The organism is Telluria sp. ZB4P36, from assembly GCF_059685865.1.
The window spans coordinates 19917-37658 of the sequence record NZ_JCASIE010000023.1 but is presented as its reverse complement, the minus strand read 5'-3'; the positions used below and the strand labels follow the sequence as shown (position 1 = coordinate 37658).

Sequence of the window (17742 nt, the reverse complement as noted above, 5' to 3'; positions counted from 1 at the left end):
GGCCGAACACGGGCATAGAAACATGCAGGATTTTCAACAGTATGGCGCCTGGCGCGCCGCCGTCGCGGAAGCACTGGACAGCTACGGCGCCGCGCTGCGCGAGACGGCCCTGATCGACGGCGCCGGCGAGCAGCAACTCGCGCGGGCCCTGGCGCGCCTGCGCGACGACCGCCTGTCGGTGGCCTTCGTTGCCGAGTTCTCGCGCGGGAAAACCGAGCTGATCAACGCGATCTTCTTCGCCGACTACGGCCAGCGCATCCTGCCGTCCAGCGCCGGACGCACCACCATGTGCCCGACCGAGCTGCTGTACGAGCCGGCGCTGCCGCCCTGCATCCGCCTGCTGCCGATCGAGACCCGCAGCCAGCACCTGTCCACCAGCGATTACCGGGAAGACGCCACCGCCTGGACCGTGCTGCCGCTCGACCTCGCCGCGCCGGAACGCATGAGCGACGCCCTGCGCCAGGTGAGCCAGACCCGCCGCGTGCCCGCCGGCGAAGCCCAGCAGTACGGACTGTGGGACCCGGAAGACCCGGACACCGTCACCAGCCTGGGGCCGGACGGCATGGTCGAGATCCCGCAGTGGCGCCACGCCATCATCAACCTGCCCCACCCCTTGCTGAAGCAGGGCCTGGTGATCCTCGATACGCCGGGCCTGAACGCGATCGGCACCGAGCCCGAGCTGACCCTCAAGCTGATCCCGAACGCGCACGCGGTGCTGTTCATCCTGGCCGCCGAGACCGGGGTGACCAAGAGCGACATCGACGTCTGGCGCACCCACATCGGCGCCGGACCGGGGCGCCTGGCGGTGCTGAACAAGATCGACGCCATGTGGGACGAGCTGCGCACGCCGCAGGAAAACGAGGCCGAGATCATGCGCCAGCAGCAGCACGCGTCCCAGTTGCTGGGCCTGGACAGCACGCGCGTCTACCCGGTGTCGGCACAGAAGGCCCTGGTCGGCAAGATCAACGGCGACATGGCCCTGTTCGAAAAGAGCCGCCTGGGCGCGCTCGAAGCGGCGCTGTTCCGCGACCTGATTCCGGCGCGCCGCGAGATCGTCCAGCGCCAGCTGCGCGCCGACCTCGACCTGCTCGCCGCCGGCCAGCAGGCCCTGGGGATGGCGCGCATGCGCGACCTGGTCGAGCAGCTGCAGGAGCTGAAAAGCCTGCGCGGCAAGAACCAGGGTGTGATCGCGCACATGATGCGCCGCGTCGAGGCCGAGAAAAAGGAATTCGACGCCAGCCTGTTCAAGCTGCAGGGCACGCGCGCGGTGTTCGCGCGCCTGTCGACCGAGCTGTACTCGACGCTGGGCATGGACACCGTCCAGGAACAGACCGATGCGGTGCGCGCCGCCATGCAGGCCGCGCGCTTCGCGACCGGCATGCGCGGCCCGGTACGCAGCTATTTCGAGGCGATGCGCGCGAATCTCGACGCCTCGTCCGGCAAGGTGGCCGAGATCGGCGCCATGATGGACAGCATGATTCGCAAGTTCTCGGCCGAGCACGGCCTGTCCCTCGGCAGCCCGATGCCGCTGTCGCTCGAGCGCTACCGGCGCGAACTCGATGAGGTCGAGGAGCTGTTCCTGAAGCAGTTCGGCACCGCCACCCTGCTCATGACCAGCCGCGCCACCCTGCTCGAACGCTTCTTCGATTCGATCGCCTCGCGCGTGCGCCACGTCTTCCGCGCCGCCAATACCGATGCCGAAGCCTGGCTGAAGGTGATCATGGCGCCGCTCGAGATGGCGATCCGCCAGCACCGCGACCAGCTGCGCCACCGCCAGGCCTCGATCCAGCGCATCTTCGAGGCCACCGACAGCCTGGAGCAGAAGATCGCCGCGTTCGAGGCCAGCCAGGGGGAGCTGGACGGCACGCGCACCCGGCTGGCCGGCATGGCCGACCAGGTACTGGCCACCCTGGAGGCGCAAGCGGCATGAAGCGCCTCACCGAATTCGACCAGCTGGCCGACCCGACCTTCTCGCAGGCGGTGATCGACTGGCAGCGCAGCCACGGCCGCCATAGCCTGCCGTGGCAGAACACGCTTGATGCCTACCGCATCTGGCTGTCCGAGATCATGCTGCAGCAGACCCAGGTCGCCGCGGTGCTGGGCTATTACGCGCGCTTCCTGGAACGCTTCCCGACCGTCCAGGCCCTGGCCGAGGCGCCGGGCGAGGACGTGATGGCGCACTGGAGCGGCCTGGGCTACTACACCCGGGCGCGCAACCTGCACGCCTGCGCCAAGCGCGTGGTGCAGGAATACGGCGGCGTATTCCCGGGCGACCCGGCGCTGCTGGCCGAGCTGCCCGGCATCGGCCGCTCGACCGCCGCCGCGATCGCGGCGTTCTCCGTCGGGGCGCGCGCCGCGATCCTGGACGGGAACGTCAAGCGCGTGTTCGCGCGGGTGTTCGGCATCGACCAGTATCCGGGCGAGAAGCGGGTCGAGGACGCGCTGTGGCGCCGTGCCGACGCGCTGCTGCCGGAGCGAGGGATCGAATCCTATACCCAGGGCCTGATGGACCTAGGCGCGACCCTGTGCACCCGCAGCCGGCCGGATTGCCAGCGCTGCCCGCTGCAGGCGCGCTGCGTGGCCTACGCCAGCGGCCGCACGGCCGAGCTCCCGGTGCGCAAGCCGAAGAAAGCCACGCCGGAAAAGCGCGCCGCGCTGATGGTGGTGATCGACCGCGGCCAGGTACTGCTGGAGCAGCGCCCGGGCACCGGGATCTGGGGCGGGCTGCTGTCGCTGCCGGAGGTGGACGGGCACCTGGGGATGGACGTCACCGCCGTATCCTCGGCCGAGGTGGCGGCCGCGGCGGCGCAGTTCGGGACGGTGGACGAGGTACAGGCGCTCAGGCCGCTGGTGCACGTGTTCACCCACTACAAGCTGCACATCGCACCCTGGCAGCTGCGGCTGTCGGCGCGCGGGGGTGCGACCGGCAGGCATTTGTGGTGGGACCTGCACACGATCGCGGAGGCGCCATTACCGGCGCCGGTCAAGAAGCTGCTGGTGGAGTTGGGGACGCCGGGCCTGTTTGGCTGATCAGAAGTGATCGAGCGAGAAGATCCTGCGATGCTCGCGGATCGCATACCGGTCCGTCATCCCGGCAATGTAATCCGCAATCTTCCTCGCCTGCCCCATCGGATCCCCCTCCACCTGGTAATCGTTCGGCAGCAGCACCGGGTCGGTCATGAAGGCGTCGAACAGCTCACGCACGATGCGGCTGGCCTTCACCCGCATGCGGTTCACCTGGAAATGCCGGTACAGGTTCGCGTACAGGAAGCGCTTGAGCGCCGTGGTCTCGGCCCGCATCTGCGCCGAGAAGCGGATCAGGGGCGGCGCGCTGCGCACATCGTCGATGCTCTGCGGTGCGGCTTCCTTCAGCAAGGCGGCCGAGGTGTCGACCAGGTCGGCCGTCATCGCCGTGATCATCAGGCGGATCGTCTCGTACAGCGCGCGCCGGCCCGGCAGGCCCGGATACTGCGCCTCCACCGCGTGCCGGTGGCGCGCGAACAAGGGGACCTCGTCCATCTGCGCCATCGTGAGCAGGCCGGAACGCAGGCCGTCGTCGATGTCGTGGTTGTTGTACGCGATCTCGTCGGCCAGGTTGGTCAGCTGGGCTTCCAGGCTGGGCTGGCTGCGGTCGATGAAGCGCTGCCCCAGCTCGCCCAGCTGGCGCGCGTTCGTTAATGAGCAGTGCTTGAGGATGCCCTCGCGCGTCTCGAAGGTGAGGTTGAGGCCGTCGAAGGCGCCGTAGTGTTCTTCCAGCTTGTCGACCACGCGCAGGCTCTGCAGGTTGTGCTCGAAGCCGCCGTAGTCCTTCATGCACTCGTTGAGCACGTCCTGGCCCACGTGGCCGAAGGGCGTGTGCCCGAGGTCGTGGGCCAGCGCGGTGGCCTCGACCAGGTCTTCGTTGAGCTGGAGGCTGCGCGCCAGCGTGCGGCCGATCTGCGCCACCTCGATGCTGTGGGTGAGCCGGGTGCGGAACAGGTCGCCTTCGTGGTTCAGGAAGACCTGGGTCTTGTACTCGAGCCGGCGGAAGGCGGTCGAGTGGATGATGCGGTCGCGGTCGCGCTGGAACTCGCTGCGCGAGCCTGCCGGCGGTTCCGGATGTTGCCGGCCGCGCGACTTCGACGAATGGGCTGCATAGGGGGCAAGGCGTGCGTCGAAGTCCATGGCGTTCATTCCTCCGGGGCGGTCACACAGGCGGCCAGCGTGGCCTTCAGGACCTCCGGCGGCACCGTCGTGATCGACGGGCTGCCCAGCGGCTTGAGCAGGATGAACTTGATCTCCCCGCCCTCGTTCTTCTTGTCCACCGCCATCAGCTCGATCCAGCGTTCCGCGCCCAGGTTGGGCGCCACCACCGGCAGGCCGGCCGCCCTCACCAGGCTGCGCACGCGCTTCACCGTCGCCGCATCGATCAGGCCGAGGCGGGCCGACAGGTCGGCCGCCATCACCATGCCGCAGCCGACGGCTTCGCCGTGCAGCCAGGTGCCGAAGCCCAGGCCGGCCTCGATCGCGTGACCGAAGGTGTGGCCGAAGTTGAGCACGGCGCGCAGGCCGCCTTCGCGCTCGTCCTTGCGCACCACCTCGGCCTTGATCTCGCAGGAGCGCGCGATGGCGTAGGCCATCGCTTCCGGCTCGCGCGCCACCAGCTTCGCGATGTTGGCCTCGATCCAGTCGAAGTAGGCGGCATCGAGGATGGCGCCGTGCTTGATCACCTCGGCCAGGCCGGCCGCCAGCTCGCGCGGCGGCAGGGTGTCGAGGGTGGCGGTGTCGGTGATCACGGCGCGCGGCTGGTAGAAGGCGCCGATCATGTTCTTGCCGAGCGGGTGGTTGATGCCGGTCTTGCCGCCCACCGAGGAATCGACCTGCGACAGCAGCGTGGTCGGCACCTGCACGAAGGGCACGCCGCGCATGTAGCTGGAGGCGGCGAAGCCGGCCAGGTCGCCGATCACGCCGCCGCCCAGCGCCACGATGGTGGTCTTGCGGTCGCATTTTGCGGCCAGCAGGGCGTCGTACACCAGGTTCAGCGACTGCCAGTTCTTGTGTTCCTCGCCGTCCGGCAGGATGATCTCGACCACCTCGCGGCCAGCCGCGCGCAGGGCGCCGGCGACCCGCGCCAGGTACAGCGGCGCGACGGTGGTATTGGTGACGATGGCGGCCTTGCCGCCGTCGATGTAGCGCTCGAGCAGCGCGGCGTCGGCCAGCAGCTTGGGGCCGATCGTGATGGGGTAGCTGCGCTCGCCCAGTTCGACGTTGAGGGTGGTTGGTGCCGGTTGGTTCATCGCGTTCATCGGGTCGCTTGCCAGCTGCTGCGCACGCGAGGAGGCGAGCGCGTCGAGCTGGTCCAAAATGGTCTGTACCATCGATTGTACGTTAGGTCGGCCGGTGTCGATGACGAGGTCCGCAATCTCGCGGTACAGCGGGTCGCGCAGGGCCAGCAGTTCCTCGAGCTTGGCGCGCGGGTCGGCGGTCTGCAGCAGCGGGCGGTTCTTGTCGTGCGAGGTGCGCTGCAGGATGCTGCCGATGGTCGCGCGCAGGTAGATCACGGTGCCGCGTTCGGCCAGCAGCGCGCGGCTGGCCGGGTTCAGCACCGCGCCGCCGCCGGTGGCCAGCACCAGGCCCTCCTGCGCGCTCAGCTCGCGGATCATGTCCGCTTCGCGCCGCCGGAAGCTGGCTTCGCCCTCGATCTCGAAGATCCAGGGGATCGTGGCGCCGGTGCGGGCTTCGATCTCGTGGTCCGAATCGACGAAGCGCATGTCGAGCTTGCGCGCGAGCTGGCGCCCGATGGTGGTCTTCCCGGCCCCCATCAGGCCGACCAGGAAGATATTGTTGTTCTTGGGATGAGGCACTGCCAGGTCCGCAGAAATAAAAAAAAGACGGCCAGTATAGACTGGCCGCCTTCGGTTACGCCAACAAAAGCGCCAGCGGTGTCAGTTCGAGCGGAAGTTAAAGCCGGTCACGTTGCCCTTCGGCGTCGCCACGCGCAGCATGAAACTGCCCGAAGCGCAGGCGGTGTCCGGCTTGACCGTGACGTGGTGGATGGTGCCGCCGATGGTATTGGTCGAGGCGACCGCTTCCGGCAGGACCACCGACAGCGAGAGCTTGGTGGCATCCGCGCCCGTCACCGCGGTACCGGCCGGCAGCGGGTTGTTCAGGACGTCGTACAGGCGGAACGACAGGGTCTGCGCCACGCAGTTGGCGCCGGCCACGCCCTGGATCACGGCCGGATCGCCATCGGCGCTGGTCCAGTCGCGGCAGCCGTCGCCGGTGCAGACCTGGCGCACCAGGTTGGCCTGGGAACCGCTGAACGACACCTCGATGGAGCGGCGGATGTAGTTCAGGCCCCACTTGGCGTCGCCGGTGGCGCTGTAGCTGCTGCGGTTGAACGGGAAGGGCAGGTCGCCCTTGGGCGCCTCGTAGCTGCCGTCCAGGCTGTTCTTGGTCGCCGGCTGGCCGCTCACGATGGCGTGGCTGCCGGTGTCGAGGAAGGGGTCGGCCAGGTCGACGTAGGGTTCGCCGCCCGACGGGCAGGTGTCGACCAGCGGACGGTAAGGCGTGCTGCCGGTGTAGCCGGTGCAGGAATACTGGCCGTCGCCGTTGCTGTCGGTGAAGTCTTCGATGCCCTGCAGGTAGGCCAGCACGGTGACGCGGCCGTTCTCCGGCCGGAAGGCCTGGCTGCGCAGCGCGACCGTGCAGCCGCCGCCCTTGGTCACGCAGGCGCCCTGGGCCGCGCTGCCGACCGCACCGCCTTCGGTGACGAAATTGACGGCGGTGTTGTCCGACACCGGGTTGCCGTACTGGTCGGCCAGCAGCACCGTGATGTTGGTGGTCTCGTTGTCGTAATTGAGGCCTTCGATGTTGTACTTCTCGGCGCTCATCGACATGAAGCGCTGCATCGGCAGGCCGGTCGAGATGGTCAGGGTGTCCGACAGGCCGCTGATCTTCACGCCGTTGCGGGTGGCTTCGGCGACCACGCGCACCGGGGTCGGCACCGTGCCCGACGAGACCATGGTCATGACCTGGCCGGTCGAGTCGGTGGTGGCGCGGCTTGGGGACACGGTGAGGCCGCCGGTATTGGTGGTGGCGCTGAAGTTGACGTCCACGCCCGGCAAGCCGTTGCCGTGCTGGTCGACCACGCGGAAGCTGATCTGCGCCGCTTCGGTGCGGCCCTGGCCGCCCGAGCCCTTCAGCACGATCGAGCTGCCGGACACGCTGCTGCCCGAGAACTGGATCGCGCCGATGTTGGCGGCGCCCACGTCCAGGCTGATGGTCTGGGTCGAGTTGCCGATCGAAACGCTGATGGTGTCGCGGCCGCGCAGGCAGCCGTTATTGGTGTAGGTGGCGGTCTGGATGCCGTTGGCGAAGGCGCCCGGCACCAGGGTGGCGGTGCCGTCGCCCACGCACAGCGAGCCCATGTTCAGGCCCGACACCGAGGTGGCCGGCTGGCCGCCGCTGGTGACCGGGATGTTCAGCGACACGGTGCTGAAGGCAGGCAGGGGGCTGGCCGGGGCCGGCGCGAAGGCCAGCGTGCCGACCGTCAGCGGAGCGGCGCCGACCGAGATGTTGTTGCTGGCGGTGGCGGTCTTGCCTTCCACCACCGAGGTCGCGGTGATCGCGGTGGCGCCGGCCGAGGTGACGCCGGCCGGCTTGACCGACACCACGGCCACGCCGTTCGCATCGGTCAGGGCCGAGCCGGTCTCGGGGGTGAAGCTCACCAGGGCGCCGGCGCTCGCGGTGAACTGCACGATGGCGTTCGCGGCCGGCTTGCCGGCAGCAGTCAGCACGGTCGCCTTGACCGTGGCGCTCTGGCCGCCGGACAGCGAGTTGACGTTGGCGCCGCTGCCGTCGGTCAGCGCAAGGGTGATCTTGGGCTCGCCGGCGACCGGGGTGGTCGTGCCGCCGCCGGTACCGCCGGTGCCGCCGCCGCTGACCGGGCCGGTGCTGCCCGGGTTGCCGCCGCCGCCGCCGCAGGCGGCCAGCGTTGCCGCCAGCAGCAGTGCGATGCCGGCCTGGATGGTAGTCGTATGCTTGTTCATGGGGCGTTCGTTGTTGTGTTTATTGGTCGGCCGGCGCGTCTCAGCGTCCGGCGGCGGCGTCGGTCACGATTTTCGGCGTGATGAACACCAGCAGTTCGGTCTTGGTGCTTTCGCGGCCGGTCGTCTTGAACAGGTAGCCGAGCACCGGCACGTCGCCCAGCAGCGGGACTTTTTGCTCGTTGCTGCGCTCGGTCTGCTGGTAGATCCCGCCCAGCACCACCGTGCCGCCGTTCTCGACCATCACCTTGGTCTTGACGTGCTGGGTGTTGATCGCCGGGCCGGCGCGGGTTTCCTCGCCCTTCGAGTCCTTGTTGACGTCGACGTCGAGCACGACGTTGCCGTCGGGGGTGATCTGCGGCGTCACTTCCAGGCGCAGGTTGGCCTTCTTGAAGGTGATCGAGGTCGCGCCGCTGCTGGTGGCGACCTGGTACGGCAGTTCGATACCCTGCTCGATCACGGCGACCTGCTTGTCTTCGGTGACCACGCGCGGGCTGGAGATGATCTTGCCCTTGCCGTCGGCTTCCAGCGCCGACAGTTCCAGGTTCAGGAAACGGTTGTCGGCCGACGAGAACAGCGAGAACGCGATGCTCGCCGGATTGATGCCGTTGATCGCCGCCGCCGGCAGGTTCACCATCGTGGTGTTGGTATAGGCGTCGCCGTTGTCCGGGGTCTGCAGGGTGTCCTGGCCGATGCCGGTCAGGTTGCCACCGATCGCGATCCGGTTATTGCCGCCAATTCCATAACCCTGGTTGCCGCCGCGTAGGGCGCGCATGTCGTTGAAACCCAGCTTGGCGCCGAGGTTGCGCGAGAAGCCGTCGTTGGCTTCCACCAGGCGCGCCTCGATCAGCACCTGCTTCGAGGCGACGTCGGTCTTCAGGATCAGCTTGCGGATGTCCTCGATCTTGGACGCGATGTCGGTCACGAACAGCTGGTTGGTGCGCGGGTCGATGATGGCACTGCCGCGCTTGGACAGCACGCGGTTCCTGCCGCCGCCGTCGGCGGCCGCGCCGCCTCCCGCATCCAGGCCGAACACGGTACGGAAGGCCTCGACCTTCTGGTAGTTCAGCTGGAAGATCTCGGAGCGCAGCGGCTCGAGGTCGGCGATCTGGGCGCGCTGCTCGAGCTCGAGTTTTTCCTTGGTCAGCAGTTCTTCCTTCGGTGCGATCCACAGCACGTTGCCGTTCTTGCGCATGTCCAGGCCCTTGGCCTGCAGCACCACGTCGAGGGCCTGGTCCCAGGGCACGTCGCGCAGGCGCAGGGTCAGGTTGCCGGTGACCGAATCGCTGGTGATGATGTTCAGGCCCGAGATGTCGGCGATCGCCTGCAGCGCGGCGCGCACTTCCACGCTCTGGAAGTTGAAGGACAGCTTTTCGCCGCGGTAGCCGGTGGCCGTTCCGCCGGGGCGGTTCGGGTCTTCGCGGACCGGACGCACGTCGACGATCAGCTGGGTGTCGCTCTGGTAGACCGACTGTTCCCATGCGCCCTTCGCATCGATGACCATGCGCACGTTCTCGCCCTGGGTGCTGGTGGTGACCCGCGACACCGGAGTGCCGAAGTCGGTCACGTCGAGGCGGCGGCGCAGCGATTCCGGCAGGCCGGTGCGCAGGAAGTCGACGATCACCTGGTTGCCGGCCTGGCGCACGTCGACGCCGACCTGGCCGTTCGGCAGGTCGACCACGACGCGGCCTTCGCCGTTGCTGCCGCGGCGGAAGTCGAGGTCGCGCAACACTTGACGTGCCGCCGGGGCCGGTGCGTTGGACACCGGCAGGCCGGCCGCGTTCACGGCCTGGGCCACCCCGCCCGAGCCTTCGACGGTGACGATCACCGACTTGCCGTCGATGGCGGTGGCGTAGTTCAGTGCGCGCGCCAAGTTCAACACCAGGCGGGTGCGCTCGCCGGCCTGCACCAGGTTCAGGCTGCGCACGTCGCCGAGGTTGACGTCCTGGGAGCTCTTGCCGGTGGCGTTGCTGGTGGCGCCGAAGTCGAGCGCGATGCGTGCCGGGTTGGTGATCGAGAAGCCGATCGGCGGCTTGGCCGGGGCCTGGCGCATGGCGATGTTCAGGACCACGTTGGCGCCCTGCTGGTTGGCCGTGATCGATTCGATGGCATTACCCTGCGCCGCGGCTGCACCCGCGCCGAGCGCGAGCAGGACGGCGGCCCCGCAGCGCGCCAGCCAGGCCGGCACGGTGATGCGGAGGGTGTGAATGTGTTGTGTGTTCATGCCTGGGCTCATTTCCCGGTCTCCTTGCTGCCCGCCAGCTCGATCGTCGCCTTGCGCTCGACCCAGTCGCCGGTGGCGTCCTGCACTACTTCCCTGATGTCGATCGCGCCTTCGCTGATGCGCGTGACCAACCCGTGATTCTGTCCGATGCGCTGGCCGGCCTTGACCTGGAAGATCGACGCATCGATCTGCACCAGCGCGTAGCTGACGCCGCCCTTCTGCAGGGTGCCGACCATGCGCATGACGTCGAGCGGATAATTCTCGAGCACCTCGCGCGGACGGGTGTCGTCCGGCTGCAGCGGGTTGGTCCTGGTGCCTCCCGTCCGCGCCATGTCGTTGCGCAGCTTGGCCTCGCTGAAGGGCTCGACCGCTTCGCCCGGATTGTAGGCGTAGGGGACGAATTCCTTCGGTTCCGGCAGCGGCTTCACGGCCGGCACGGTCTCGCGCTCGACCTGCCTCATCCAGTCGCGCACTTCCTGGACGTCGCCGTCGCCGCAGCCCGCGAGCAGCGCCAGCACGCCGGCCGTGCAGGCCTTCCGCATCATGTCGCGCTTCATTTCGCCGCCCCTTCCTTGGCCTTCTTCGCCTTGCGCGCCTTCTTCTGGGCGCCGATCTCGTCGGCGTCGAGGTAGCGGAAGGTCTTGGCCACCGCTTCCAGCTGCAGTGTCCCGTCTTTCGCGCTCAGCACCATGTTGTTGAGCGTGACGATGCGCGGCAGATTGGCCATGTCGGCGGCAAAGGCGCCGACGTCGTTGTACTTGCCGCTCACCTTGATGTCGATCGGCAGCTCGGCGTAGTAGTCGCGGATCACTTCCTGGCCCGGCTTGAACAGCTCGAAGGCCAGGCCGCGGCCGACGCCGGCCTGATTGATGTCGGACAGCAGGTCCGCCATTTCCGACTTGCTCGGCAGCTGCTTCTCGAGGCGGACGACGTACTGGTCGACCTGGGCCTTCTGGGCCTGCAGGGCGTCGAGGTTGATGGCCTGGGCCATCTTGATCCGGTATTCGTCGCGCAGCTGGGCTTCCTGGGCGGCGCCCGCTTCCTGTTCGGTGAACTGGCCGTCCCAGTAGAAGAAGTAGCCGAGGCCGATGACGGCCGCCATCACGCCGGCCGCGCACAGCAGGCGCGGGGCCAGCGGCCACTGGCCGGGCTGGCGGCCCTGCAGGTCCTGGAATTGCGCGGCGAGCTGGGCGCCGAGGTCTTTGAGATCGATATTCATGGTGTGACAGTCCCGGTCGGCGCCTTGGCAGCGCCCGCATCCTGCTCGCCCGGGCGCTTGATCGCCACGTCCAGCTGGAACTCGACGAGCTTGCGGCTGGTTGCGCCCTGGCCCAGGGTGGCGACCTTCACTTCGGTCAGGTTCGGGCGCTCCAGCCAGGGCGAGGCGCCGGACACGTTGCGCAGCAGTTCGGCGACCCGCTCCTGCGACTGGGCATAGCCGTTCAGGGTCACGCGCTGGCCGTCCTGCCGGAACGACTTCAGGAACACGCCGTCCGGGGTCTGGCGCACCAGTTCGTCCAGCACGTAGACCGGCTGGTTGCGGTCGCTCTGCAGGTCCTCGACGGCCTGCTGGCGCGCCTTCAGGGCTTCGATTTCTTCCTTGAGGGTCTTGATCTGGCCGATCTTCTTGTCCAGCTCCGCGCTGGCCTGCTTGAGCACCAGGTTGCGTTCGTTCTGGACCGAGATGCGGCTGGCGTTCCAGGCGCCGACCAGCAGCACCACGGCGGCACCGGCGACGCCGCCGGCGGCCAGCAGCGCGACGAAGGCCGCCTGCTTCTGCTTGCGCCTGGCTTCGCGGTGGGGTAACAGGTTAATCCGGATCATCAGCCGAACCTCCGCAGGGCCAGGCCGCAGGCGACCAGGTAGGCCGAACCTTCCTGGCGCAGCTGCTGTTCGCGCACCAGCGGGCCGTAGGACATGCCGTTGAAAGGCGCCACGATGCTGCTCGGGATGCGGGTGCGTCCGCCGATCAGCTCGAGCAATCCCGGCAGCGCGGCGCAGCCGCCGGCCAGGAAGAGCTGGTCGATCCGGGTATAGGGCGTGGACGTAAAGAAGAACTGGATCGCGCGCGTGATTTCCAGCGCGGCGCTTTCCAGGAAGGGAGTGAGCAGCTCGGCGCGGTAGTTCTCCGGCAGGTCGTCGGCGCGCTTGCGGTTTTCCGCTTCCTCGAACGAGAGGCCGTAGGCGCGCACGATGTCCTGGGTAAGCTGGTTGCCGCCGAAAGGCTGCTCGCGCTCGTAGATGGTCTCGCCGTTCTGCAGCACCGACACGTGGGTGGCCTGGGCGCCGATCTGGAACAGCGCGACGATCTGCTCCGGCTTGGCGCCGGCGGCCCGGTCCAGCGCGGCGCGCGCGGCATAGGATTCGATGTCCATCACGGTGGCGGTGAGGCCGGCCGCTTCGGCGATCGCCACACGGTCCTCGACCTTCTCGCGGCGCGCGGCGGCCAGCATGACCTCCATGTCTTCCTGCGAATTCGGGGCCTGGCCGATCACGTCGAAGTCGAGGCTGACCTCGTCGAGCGCGAAGGGGATGTACTGGCTGGCTTCCGACTCCACCTGCACTTCCAGCTGGTCTTCCGACAGGCCGGCCGGCAGGATGATTTTCTTGGTGATGACCGCGGCCGGCGGCATGCCCAGCGCCACGTGCCTGGCCTTGGTGCCGCTCTTTTTCCAGACGCGGCGCACGGCCTCGGCCACCTGTTCGATGTTTTCGATGTTGCCGTCCACGACCGCGCCACGCGGCAGCGGTTCGGCGGCATAGCGCTCCAGGCGCAGTTCACCCTTGCCGGCGTCTTCCAGCTCGACCAGGCGGACGCCCGAGGTGCTGATGTCGAGCCCTGCCAATGGCGGACTGGACTTTCCGAACAAGGAACCTAGATTGATCACGAGCGTACTCCTCGGCTGCCCTTCCCGCTTCATGCAGGATCTTGTGTTGAACGCCCGCTGGGGGATATGTCCTGTTAAATCACTGACTTGGTGCATATTTATGAGGCACCGCGTTAGATCGTACTGAAAAGGATGCACCCAGACAAGATATTTCTATGAGGGAACACCTCAATCCGGCGCATGCGCGCCACACTCTGGCAGAGAGTGTTATCACCGCGGCCATGACCGTTTCCTGCTTGCCATTGTTCTGCTTGTTTTTCCTTAAGTTCCAGCTCAGCCGGGCGTGTGTCGTGGTTGAAACGTGTGCCTTATAATGGGGCGGTTCAAGGGAGTGAAAACAAGCATGAAAGAGAAACAATCGTCCAACCCGGGCGCATCGAAGTACAGCCCGAAGCGCCTGGCCCTGCTGGCGCTCGGCGCCCTCACCGGCCTGGCCGCCATCGGCGTACTGGTGCTCGTGTTCGCGCTCGCGATGGCCTATCCGAACCTGCCCGCGCTCGACACCATCACCGACTACCGGCCCAAGATGCCGTTACGGATCTTCACCGCCGATAACGTCCTGATCGGCGAGTTCGGCGAGGAGCGCCGCACCCTGGTGCGTTTCAAGGACATCCCGGACGTCATGAAGAAGGCGGTGCTATCGATCGAGGACGACCGCTTCTACGAGCACAGCGGGATCGACTACTGGGGCATCCTGCGCGCGGTCTTCCGCAACGCCACCACCAGCACCCGCCAGGGCGCCTCGACCATCACCCAGCAGGTGGCGCGCAACTTCTTCCTGTCGTCCGAACAGACCCTGAAGCGCAAGGCCTATGAAGCGATGCTGGCCTGGAAGATCGAGAAGAACCTGAGCAAGGACCAGATCCTCGAGCTCTACATGAACCAGATCTACCTGGGCCAGCGCGCCTTCGGCTTCCAGTCGGCGGCCCAGATCTATTTCGGCAAGGACCTGCGCGACATCAGCGTGGCCGAAGCCGCGATGCTGGCCGGCCTGCCGAAGGCGCCATCCGCCTACAATCCAGTCGTCAACCCGACCCGCGCCAAGACCCGCCAGCAGTACATCCTGCAGCGCATGCATTCGCTCGGCTACATCACCGACGCCCAGTACGCGCAGGCCAAGGACGAGCGGCTCACCATCAAGACCGACAGCACCGCCTTCGGCGTGCATGCGGAGTACGTGGCCGAGATGGCGCGCCAGCTGGTCTACGAGCAGTTCAAGGAAGACACCTACACCCGCGGCCTGAACGTGTTCACCACCATCACCAAGGCCGACCAGGACGCGGCCTACCTGGCGGTGCGCCGCGGCGTGATGGAGTACGAGCGCCGCCATCCCTACCGCGGCCCGGAATCCTATATCGAGATCCCGCGCGAGAAAGGCGAAGCCGAGGAAGCGATCGAGGCCGAACTGGCCGAGCATCCGGACAGCGACAACATCGTCGCCGCCATCGTGCTGCAGGCCTCGCCGGCCAAGGTGAGCGCCACCATCGCCTCGGGCGAGACCATCGAGATGACCGGTCCGGGCCTGTCCTTCGCCAAGGCCTGGCTGTCCGAGAAGGCCGCGCCGAACCGCCGCCTGCGCCGCGGCGCCGTGATCCGCGTGATGCAGGACGACGAATCGAAGTGGGTCATCACCCAGATGCCGGAAGTGGAATCGGCCTTCGTGGCGGCCAGCACCGAGGACGGCGCGATCCGCGCGCTGGTGGGCGGCTTCGACTTCAACCGCAACAAGTTCAACCACGTCACCCAGGCCTGGCGCCAGCCGGGTTCCTCGTTCAAGCCCTTCATCTATTCGGCCTCGCTCGAGCGCGGGCTGTCGCCGGCGACCGTGGTCAACGACGCCCCGATCTCCTTCGACGCCGGCCAGACCGGCGGCCAGGCCTGGGAGCCGAAGAACTACGACAACAAGTACGAAGGCCCGATGACCATGCGGCGCGGCCTGACCCAGTCGAAGAACATGGTCTCGATCCGCATCCTGAACAAGATCGGCGCGCGCTACGGCCAGGAATTCGCGACCCGCTTCGGCTTCGACCCGGACCGCAACCCGGCCTACCTGACCCTGGCGCTGGGCGCCGGCTCGACCACGCCGCTGCAGATGGCCGGCGCCTATGCCGTGTTCGCGAACGGCGGCTACCGCATCAGCCCCTACATCATCTCGAAGGTGACCGACAGCGACGGCAAGGTCCTGTCGGAAGCGCGCCCCGAGCGCGCCGGCGTCGAAGCGAACCGCGTGATCGACGCGCGCAACGCCTTCCTGGTCGACAGCATGCTGAAGGACGTGGTCCGCTACGGTACCGCGGCCAAGGCGATGTCGCTCAAGCGCAGCGACCTGGCCGGCAAGACCGGCACCACCAACGACTCGGTCGACGCCTGGTTCGCCGGCTACCACCCGAAGCTGGTGGGCATCGCCTGGATCGGCTACGACCAGCCGAAGAACCTCGGCAACCGCGAGACCGGCGGCGGCCTGGCCCTGCCGATCTGGATCGGCTACATGGGCAAGGCGCTCAAGGGCGAGGAAATGGTCGAGCGCGAAGTGCCGTCCGGCCTGGTGCTGGCCAACGGCGAGTACTACTATGCCGAGACGCCGCCGGGCACGGGGGTGGCGGCGCTGGACGTCGGCCCGCCGCCGGCCCCGGCCGAGCAGAAGCAGCGCGACGCGGTCAGGAACGAGCTCTTCTGATTATTGACCAGGCGTAAAAAATGGCAGCCCACGGGCTGCCATTTTTGTTCCTGCCGCACAAATCAGCCCAGCGCCACCGGCGCCCCGCCCTGCTCCGTGACGTACTGCGACAGCGAGGCAAACAGCTCGGTATCGTCGCGCGTATTGCGCCACTCGTCGCCCACGCGCTTGTAGTGGAAACCGCCCGAGCGCGCCGCCACCCACATTTCCTGCAGCGGGGCCTGGCTGTTGATGATGATCTTCGACGCGTTGTCGAGGAACTCCACCTCCAGCACGTTGCCGCTGCGCTTGCACTCGACGTCGACCACGTCGTCGTCGTTCAGCTTGTCGAGGCAGGCCTCGATGCGGTCCAGGGTGCTTTCGGCCAGCGCCAAAAATTCGGATTCGGTCATGCTACACTCCAAAGTCTGCTAATCAAACCACCATTCTAATCGTGAAGTCCACCATCGCACTTCTTTCCAGCGCGGCCGTGCTTGCCGCCCTGGCCGGCTGTGGCCAGACGGGTCCGCTCTACATGCCGAATCCGCCTGCCAAGCCGGCATCTGCACCATCAGCTGCAGCTACCGCCGCAGCGAATCCGCAGCCCGCACAGCCCGTTCCTTCCAATAACGCCTCCACCCCGGCCCCCACCAAATAAAGCATTCTTTCATGTCGCACTTCCAGTACCAGAACGGCGTCCTGCACGCCGACAGCGTCGCCCTGTCCGCCATCGCCGAACAATTCGGCACGCCGACCTACGTCTATTCGAAAACCGCGCTGCTGGAAAACTTCGGCGCCTACGCCGACGCCTGCCGCGGCCACGACGCACTGGTGTGCTACGCGATGAAGGCCAATTCGAACCTGGCCATCCTCGACCTGCTGGCGCGCCAGGGCGCGGGCTTCGACATCGTCTCGGGCGGCGAACTGCTGCGCGTCATCGCCTCCGGCGGCGACCCGCGCAAGACCATCTTCTCGGGCGTCGGCAAGACCGTCGACGAGATGCGGCTGGCGCTGGAAAAGAACATCCTGTGCTTCAACGTGGAGTCGATCCCCGAGCTGCACCGCCTCGACGAGGTGGCCGGCAGCATGGGCAAGCGCGCGCCGGTGTCGCTGCGCGTGAACCCGAACGTGGATGCCAAGACCCACCCCTACATCGCCACCGGCCTGAAGGCCAACAAGTTCGGCGTGGCCTTCGACGACGCGCTCGACACCTACCGCACCGCCGCCGCGCTGCCGAACCTGGACGTGGTCGGCATCGACTGCCACATCGGTTCACAGCTGCTGGACGATGCGCCGCTGCTGGAAGCGCTGGACAAGCTGATCGAACTGATCGACACCCTGGCGAGCGAGGGTATCGTGCTGCACCACCTCGACATCGGCGGCGGCCTGGGCGTGAACTACGGCGCCGAAGGCGACAAGCCGCCGGTGCCGGTGGGCGACTACCTGGGCCGCCTGTTCGCCCGCATCGATGCATGGCGCGCCGAGAAGTACGAGGGCAAGCCGGTCAAGGTGATCTTCGAGCCGGGCCGCTCGATCGTGGCCGATACCGGCGTGCTGCTCACGAAAATCGAGTACCTCAAGCCGGGCGCGGAAAAGAACTTCGCCATCGTCGACGCGGCCATGAACGACCTGATGCGCCCGACCCTGTACCAGGCATGGATGGGCGTGCAGCCGGTGGCGCCGCGCGAAGGCGACAAGCTGACCTACGACGTGGTGGGTCCGGTGTGCGAGTCGGGCGACTGGCTGGCGCGCGAACGCGAGCTGGCGGTCGAACCGGGCGACCTGCTGGCGATCATGACGGCCGGCGCCTATGGCATGACCATGGCCTCGAACTACAACACCCGCGGCCGCGCGGCCGAGGTGGTCGTCGACGGCGACAAGGTCCACGTGATCCGCCAGCGCGAGAATCCGGCCGAGCTGTTTGGGCTGGAATCGATGCTGAAGTAA

The 17742-nt window shown here is 67.4% G+C and carries 14 protein-coding genes; 5 read left to right on the top strand and 9 right to left on the bottom strand.

Annotated elements, in window-relative coordinates; translation table 11 throughout:
- Window positions 1-22 precede the first annotated feature (22 nt).
- Together AC56LK_RS22030 and mutY are read left to right on the top strand one after the other, a co-directional pair.
- A complete protein-coding gene (locus AC56LK_RS22030) occupies window positions 23-1930 on the top strand; it encodes a dynamin family protein (RefSeq protein ID WP_497186612.1) in 1908 nt (635 codons plus the stop codon).
- Window positions 1927-3030: an A/G-specific adenine glycosylase gene (gene mutY, locus AC56LK_RS22025; protein WP_497186611.1), complete on the top strand. Its 1104-nt coding sequence runs from the start codon at window positions 1927-1929 to the stop codon at window positions 3028-3030. The genes AC56LK_RS22030 and mutY overlap by 4 nt, the downstream gene beginning before the upstream one ends.
- Here mutY and AC56LK_RS22020 read toward each other — a convergent pair whose 3' ends face one another.
- From AC56LK_RS22020 to AC56LK_RS21985, 8 genes are all read right to left on the bottom strand, one after another.
- Window positions 3031-4164, bottom strand: coding sequence for a deoxyguanosinetriphosphate triphosphohydrolase (locus tag AC56LK_RS22020; protein WP_497186610.1), 1134 nt, complete (start codon window positions 4162-4164; stop codon window positions 3031-3033).
- A 5-nt stretch (window positions 4165-4169) separates the two neighbouring features.
- Window positions 4170-5801: a bifunctional shikimate kinase/3-dehydroquinate synthase AroKB gene (gene aroKB / locus AC56LK_RS22015; protein ID WP_497186648.1), complete on the bottom strand. Its 1632-nt coding sequence runs from the start codon at window positions 5799-5801 to the stop codon at window positions 4170-4172.
- Window positions 5802-5924: 123 nt separating this feature from the next.
- Window positions 5925-8030 (bottom strand): Ig-like domain-containing protein, encoded by a 2106-nt coding sequence (locus AC56LK_RS22010; RefSeq protein WP_497186609.1) that lies wholly within the window; start codon window positions 8028-8030, stop codon window positions 5925-5927.
- Window positions 8031-8070: 40 nt separating this feature from the next.
- Window positions 8071-10251 carry a type IV pilus secretin PilQ gene (locus tag AC56LK_RS22005; RefSeq protein WP_497186608.1) on the bottom strand — a complete coding sequence of 727 codons (2181 nt, stop codon included), beginning with the start codon at window positions 10249-10251 and terminating at the stop codon, window positions 8071-8073.
- An 8-nt stretch (window positions 10252-10259) separates the two neighbouring features.
- Entirely contained in the window at window positions 10260-10796 is a 537-nt protein-coding gene (locus tag AC56LK_RS22000; RefSeq protein WP_497186607.1) for a pilus assembly protein PilP, read from the bottom strand.
- Between the two features lie 8 nt (window positions 10797-10804).
- Window positions 10805-11470 (bottom strand): type IV pilus inner membrane component PilO, encoded by a 666-nt coding sequence (locus AC56LK_RS21995; RefSeq protein WP_497186606.1) that lies wholly within the window; start codon window positions 11468-11470, stop codon window positions 10805-10807.
- Window positions 11467-12075, bottom strand: a complete 609-nt coding sequence (locus AC56LK_RS21990; protein ID WP_497186605.1) for a PilN domain-containing protein — start codon at window positions 12073-12075, stop codon at window positions 11467-11469. Before AC56LK_RS21990 ends, AC56LK_RS21995 begins: the two co-directional genes overlap by 4 nt.
- Complete coding sequence (locus tag AC56LK_RS21985) at window positions 12075-13139, bottom strand: pilus assembly protein PilM (RefSeq protein WP_497186604.1); 1065 nt, start codon at window positions 13137-13139, stop codon at window positions 12075-12077. Before AC56LK_RS21985 ends, AC56LK_RS21990 begins: the two co-directional genes overlap by 1 nt.
- Before the next feature lie 343 nt (window positions 13140-13482).
- On the opposite strand from AC56LK_RS21985, the gene AC56LK_RS21980 reads away from it, so the two are divergent.
- The gene (locus AC56LK_RS21980; RefSeq protein ID WP_497186603.1) at window positions 13483-15816 is read left to right on the top strand and encodes a penicillin-binding protein 1A; all 2334 of its coding nucleotides are present in this window, start codon (window positions 13483-13485) and stop codon (window positions 15814-15816) included.
- Window positions 15817-15878: 62 nt separating this feature from the next.
- On the opposite strand, the gene cyaY is transcribed toward AC56LK_RS21980, so the two are convergent.
- On the bottom strand, window positions 15879-16208 hold the full coding sequence (gene cyaY / locus AC56LK_RS21975) for an iron donor protein CyaY (RefSeq protein WP_436107884.1): 330 nt from the start codon (window positions 16206-16208) through the stop codon (window positions 15879-15881).
- Between the two features lie 41 nt (window positions 16209-16249).
- Here cyaY and lptM point away from each other — a divergent pair, with 41 nt between their 5' ends.
- Together lptM and lysA are read left to right on the top strand one after the other, a co-directional pair.
- On the top strand, window positions 16250-16453 hold the full coding sequence (lptM, locus tag AC56LK_RS21970) for an LPS translocon maturation chaperone LptM (protein WP_497186602.1): 204 nt from the start codon (window positions 16250-16252) through the stop codon (window positions 16451-16453).
- An 11-nt stretch (window positions 16454-16464) separates the two neighbouring features.
- Window positions 16465-17742, top strand: a complete 1278-nt coding sequence (lysA, locus tag AC56LK_RS21965) for a diaminopimelate decarboxylase (RefSeq protein WP_497186601.1) — start codon at window positions 16465-16467, stop codon at window positions 17740-17742.

Bases quoted from the DNA above. Each gene is read 5' to 3' on its own strand.
- mutY (WP_497186611.1), top strand. From the start codon at position 1,927: ATGAAGCGCCTCACCGAATTCGACCAGCTGGCCGACCCGACCTTCTCG.
- AC56LK_RS22030 (WP_497186612.1), top strand. From the start codon at position 23: ATGCAGGATTTTCAACAGTATGGCGCCTGGCGCGCCGCCGTCGCGGAA.
- lysA (WP_497186601.1), top strand. From the start codon at position 16,465: ATGTCGCACTTCCAGTACCAGAACGGCGTCCTGCACGCCGACAGCGTC.
- AC56LK_RS21980 (WP_497186603.1), top strand. From the start codon at position 13,483: ATGAAAGAGAAACAATCGTCCAACCCGGGCGCATCGAAGTACAGCCCG.
- AC56LK_RS22010 (WP_497186609.1), bottom strand. From the start codon at position 8,030: ATGAACAAGCATACGACTACCATCCAGGCCGGCATCGCACTGCTGCTG.
- AC56LK_RS22005 (WP_497186608.1), bottom strand. From the start codon at position 10,251: ATGAACACACAACACATTCACACCCTCCGCATCACCGTGCCGGCCTGG.
- cyaY (WP_436107884.1), bottom strand. From the start codon at position 16,208: ATGACCGAATCCGAATTTTTGGCGCTGGCCGAAAGCACCCTGGACCGC.
- AC56LK_RS21990 (WP_497186605.1), bottom strand. From the start codon at position 12,075: ATGATCCGGATTAACCTGTTACCCCACCGCGAAGCCAGGCGCAAGCAG.
- AC56LK_RS21995 (WP_497186606.1), bottom strand. From the start codon at position 11,470: ATGAATATCGATCTCAAAGACCTCGGCGCCCAGCTCGCCGCGCAATTC.
- AC56LK_RS22020 (WP_497186610.1), bottom strand. From the start codon at position 4,164: ATGGACTTCGACGCACGCCTTGCCCCCTATGCAGCCCATTCGTCGAAG.
- AC56LK_RS22000 (WP_497186607.1), bottom strand. From the start codon at position 10,796: ATGATGCGGAAGGCCTGCACGGCCGGCGTGCTGGCGCTGCTCGCGGGC.
- aroKB (WP_497186648.1), bottom strand. From the start codon at position 5,801: ATGGGGGCCGGGAAGACCACCATCGGGCGCCAGCTCGCGCGCAAGCTC.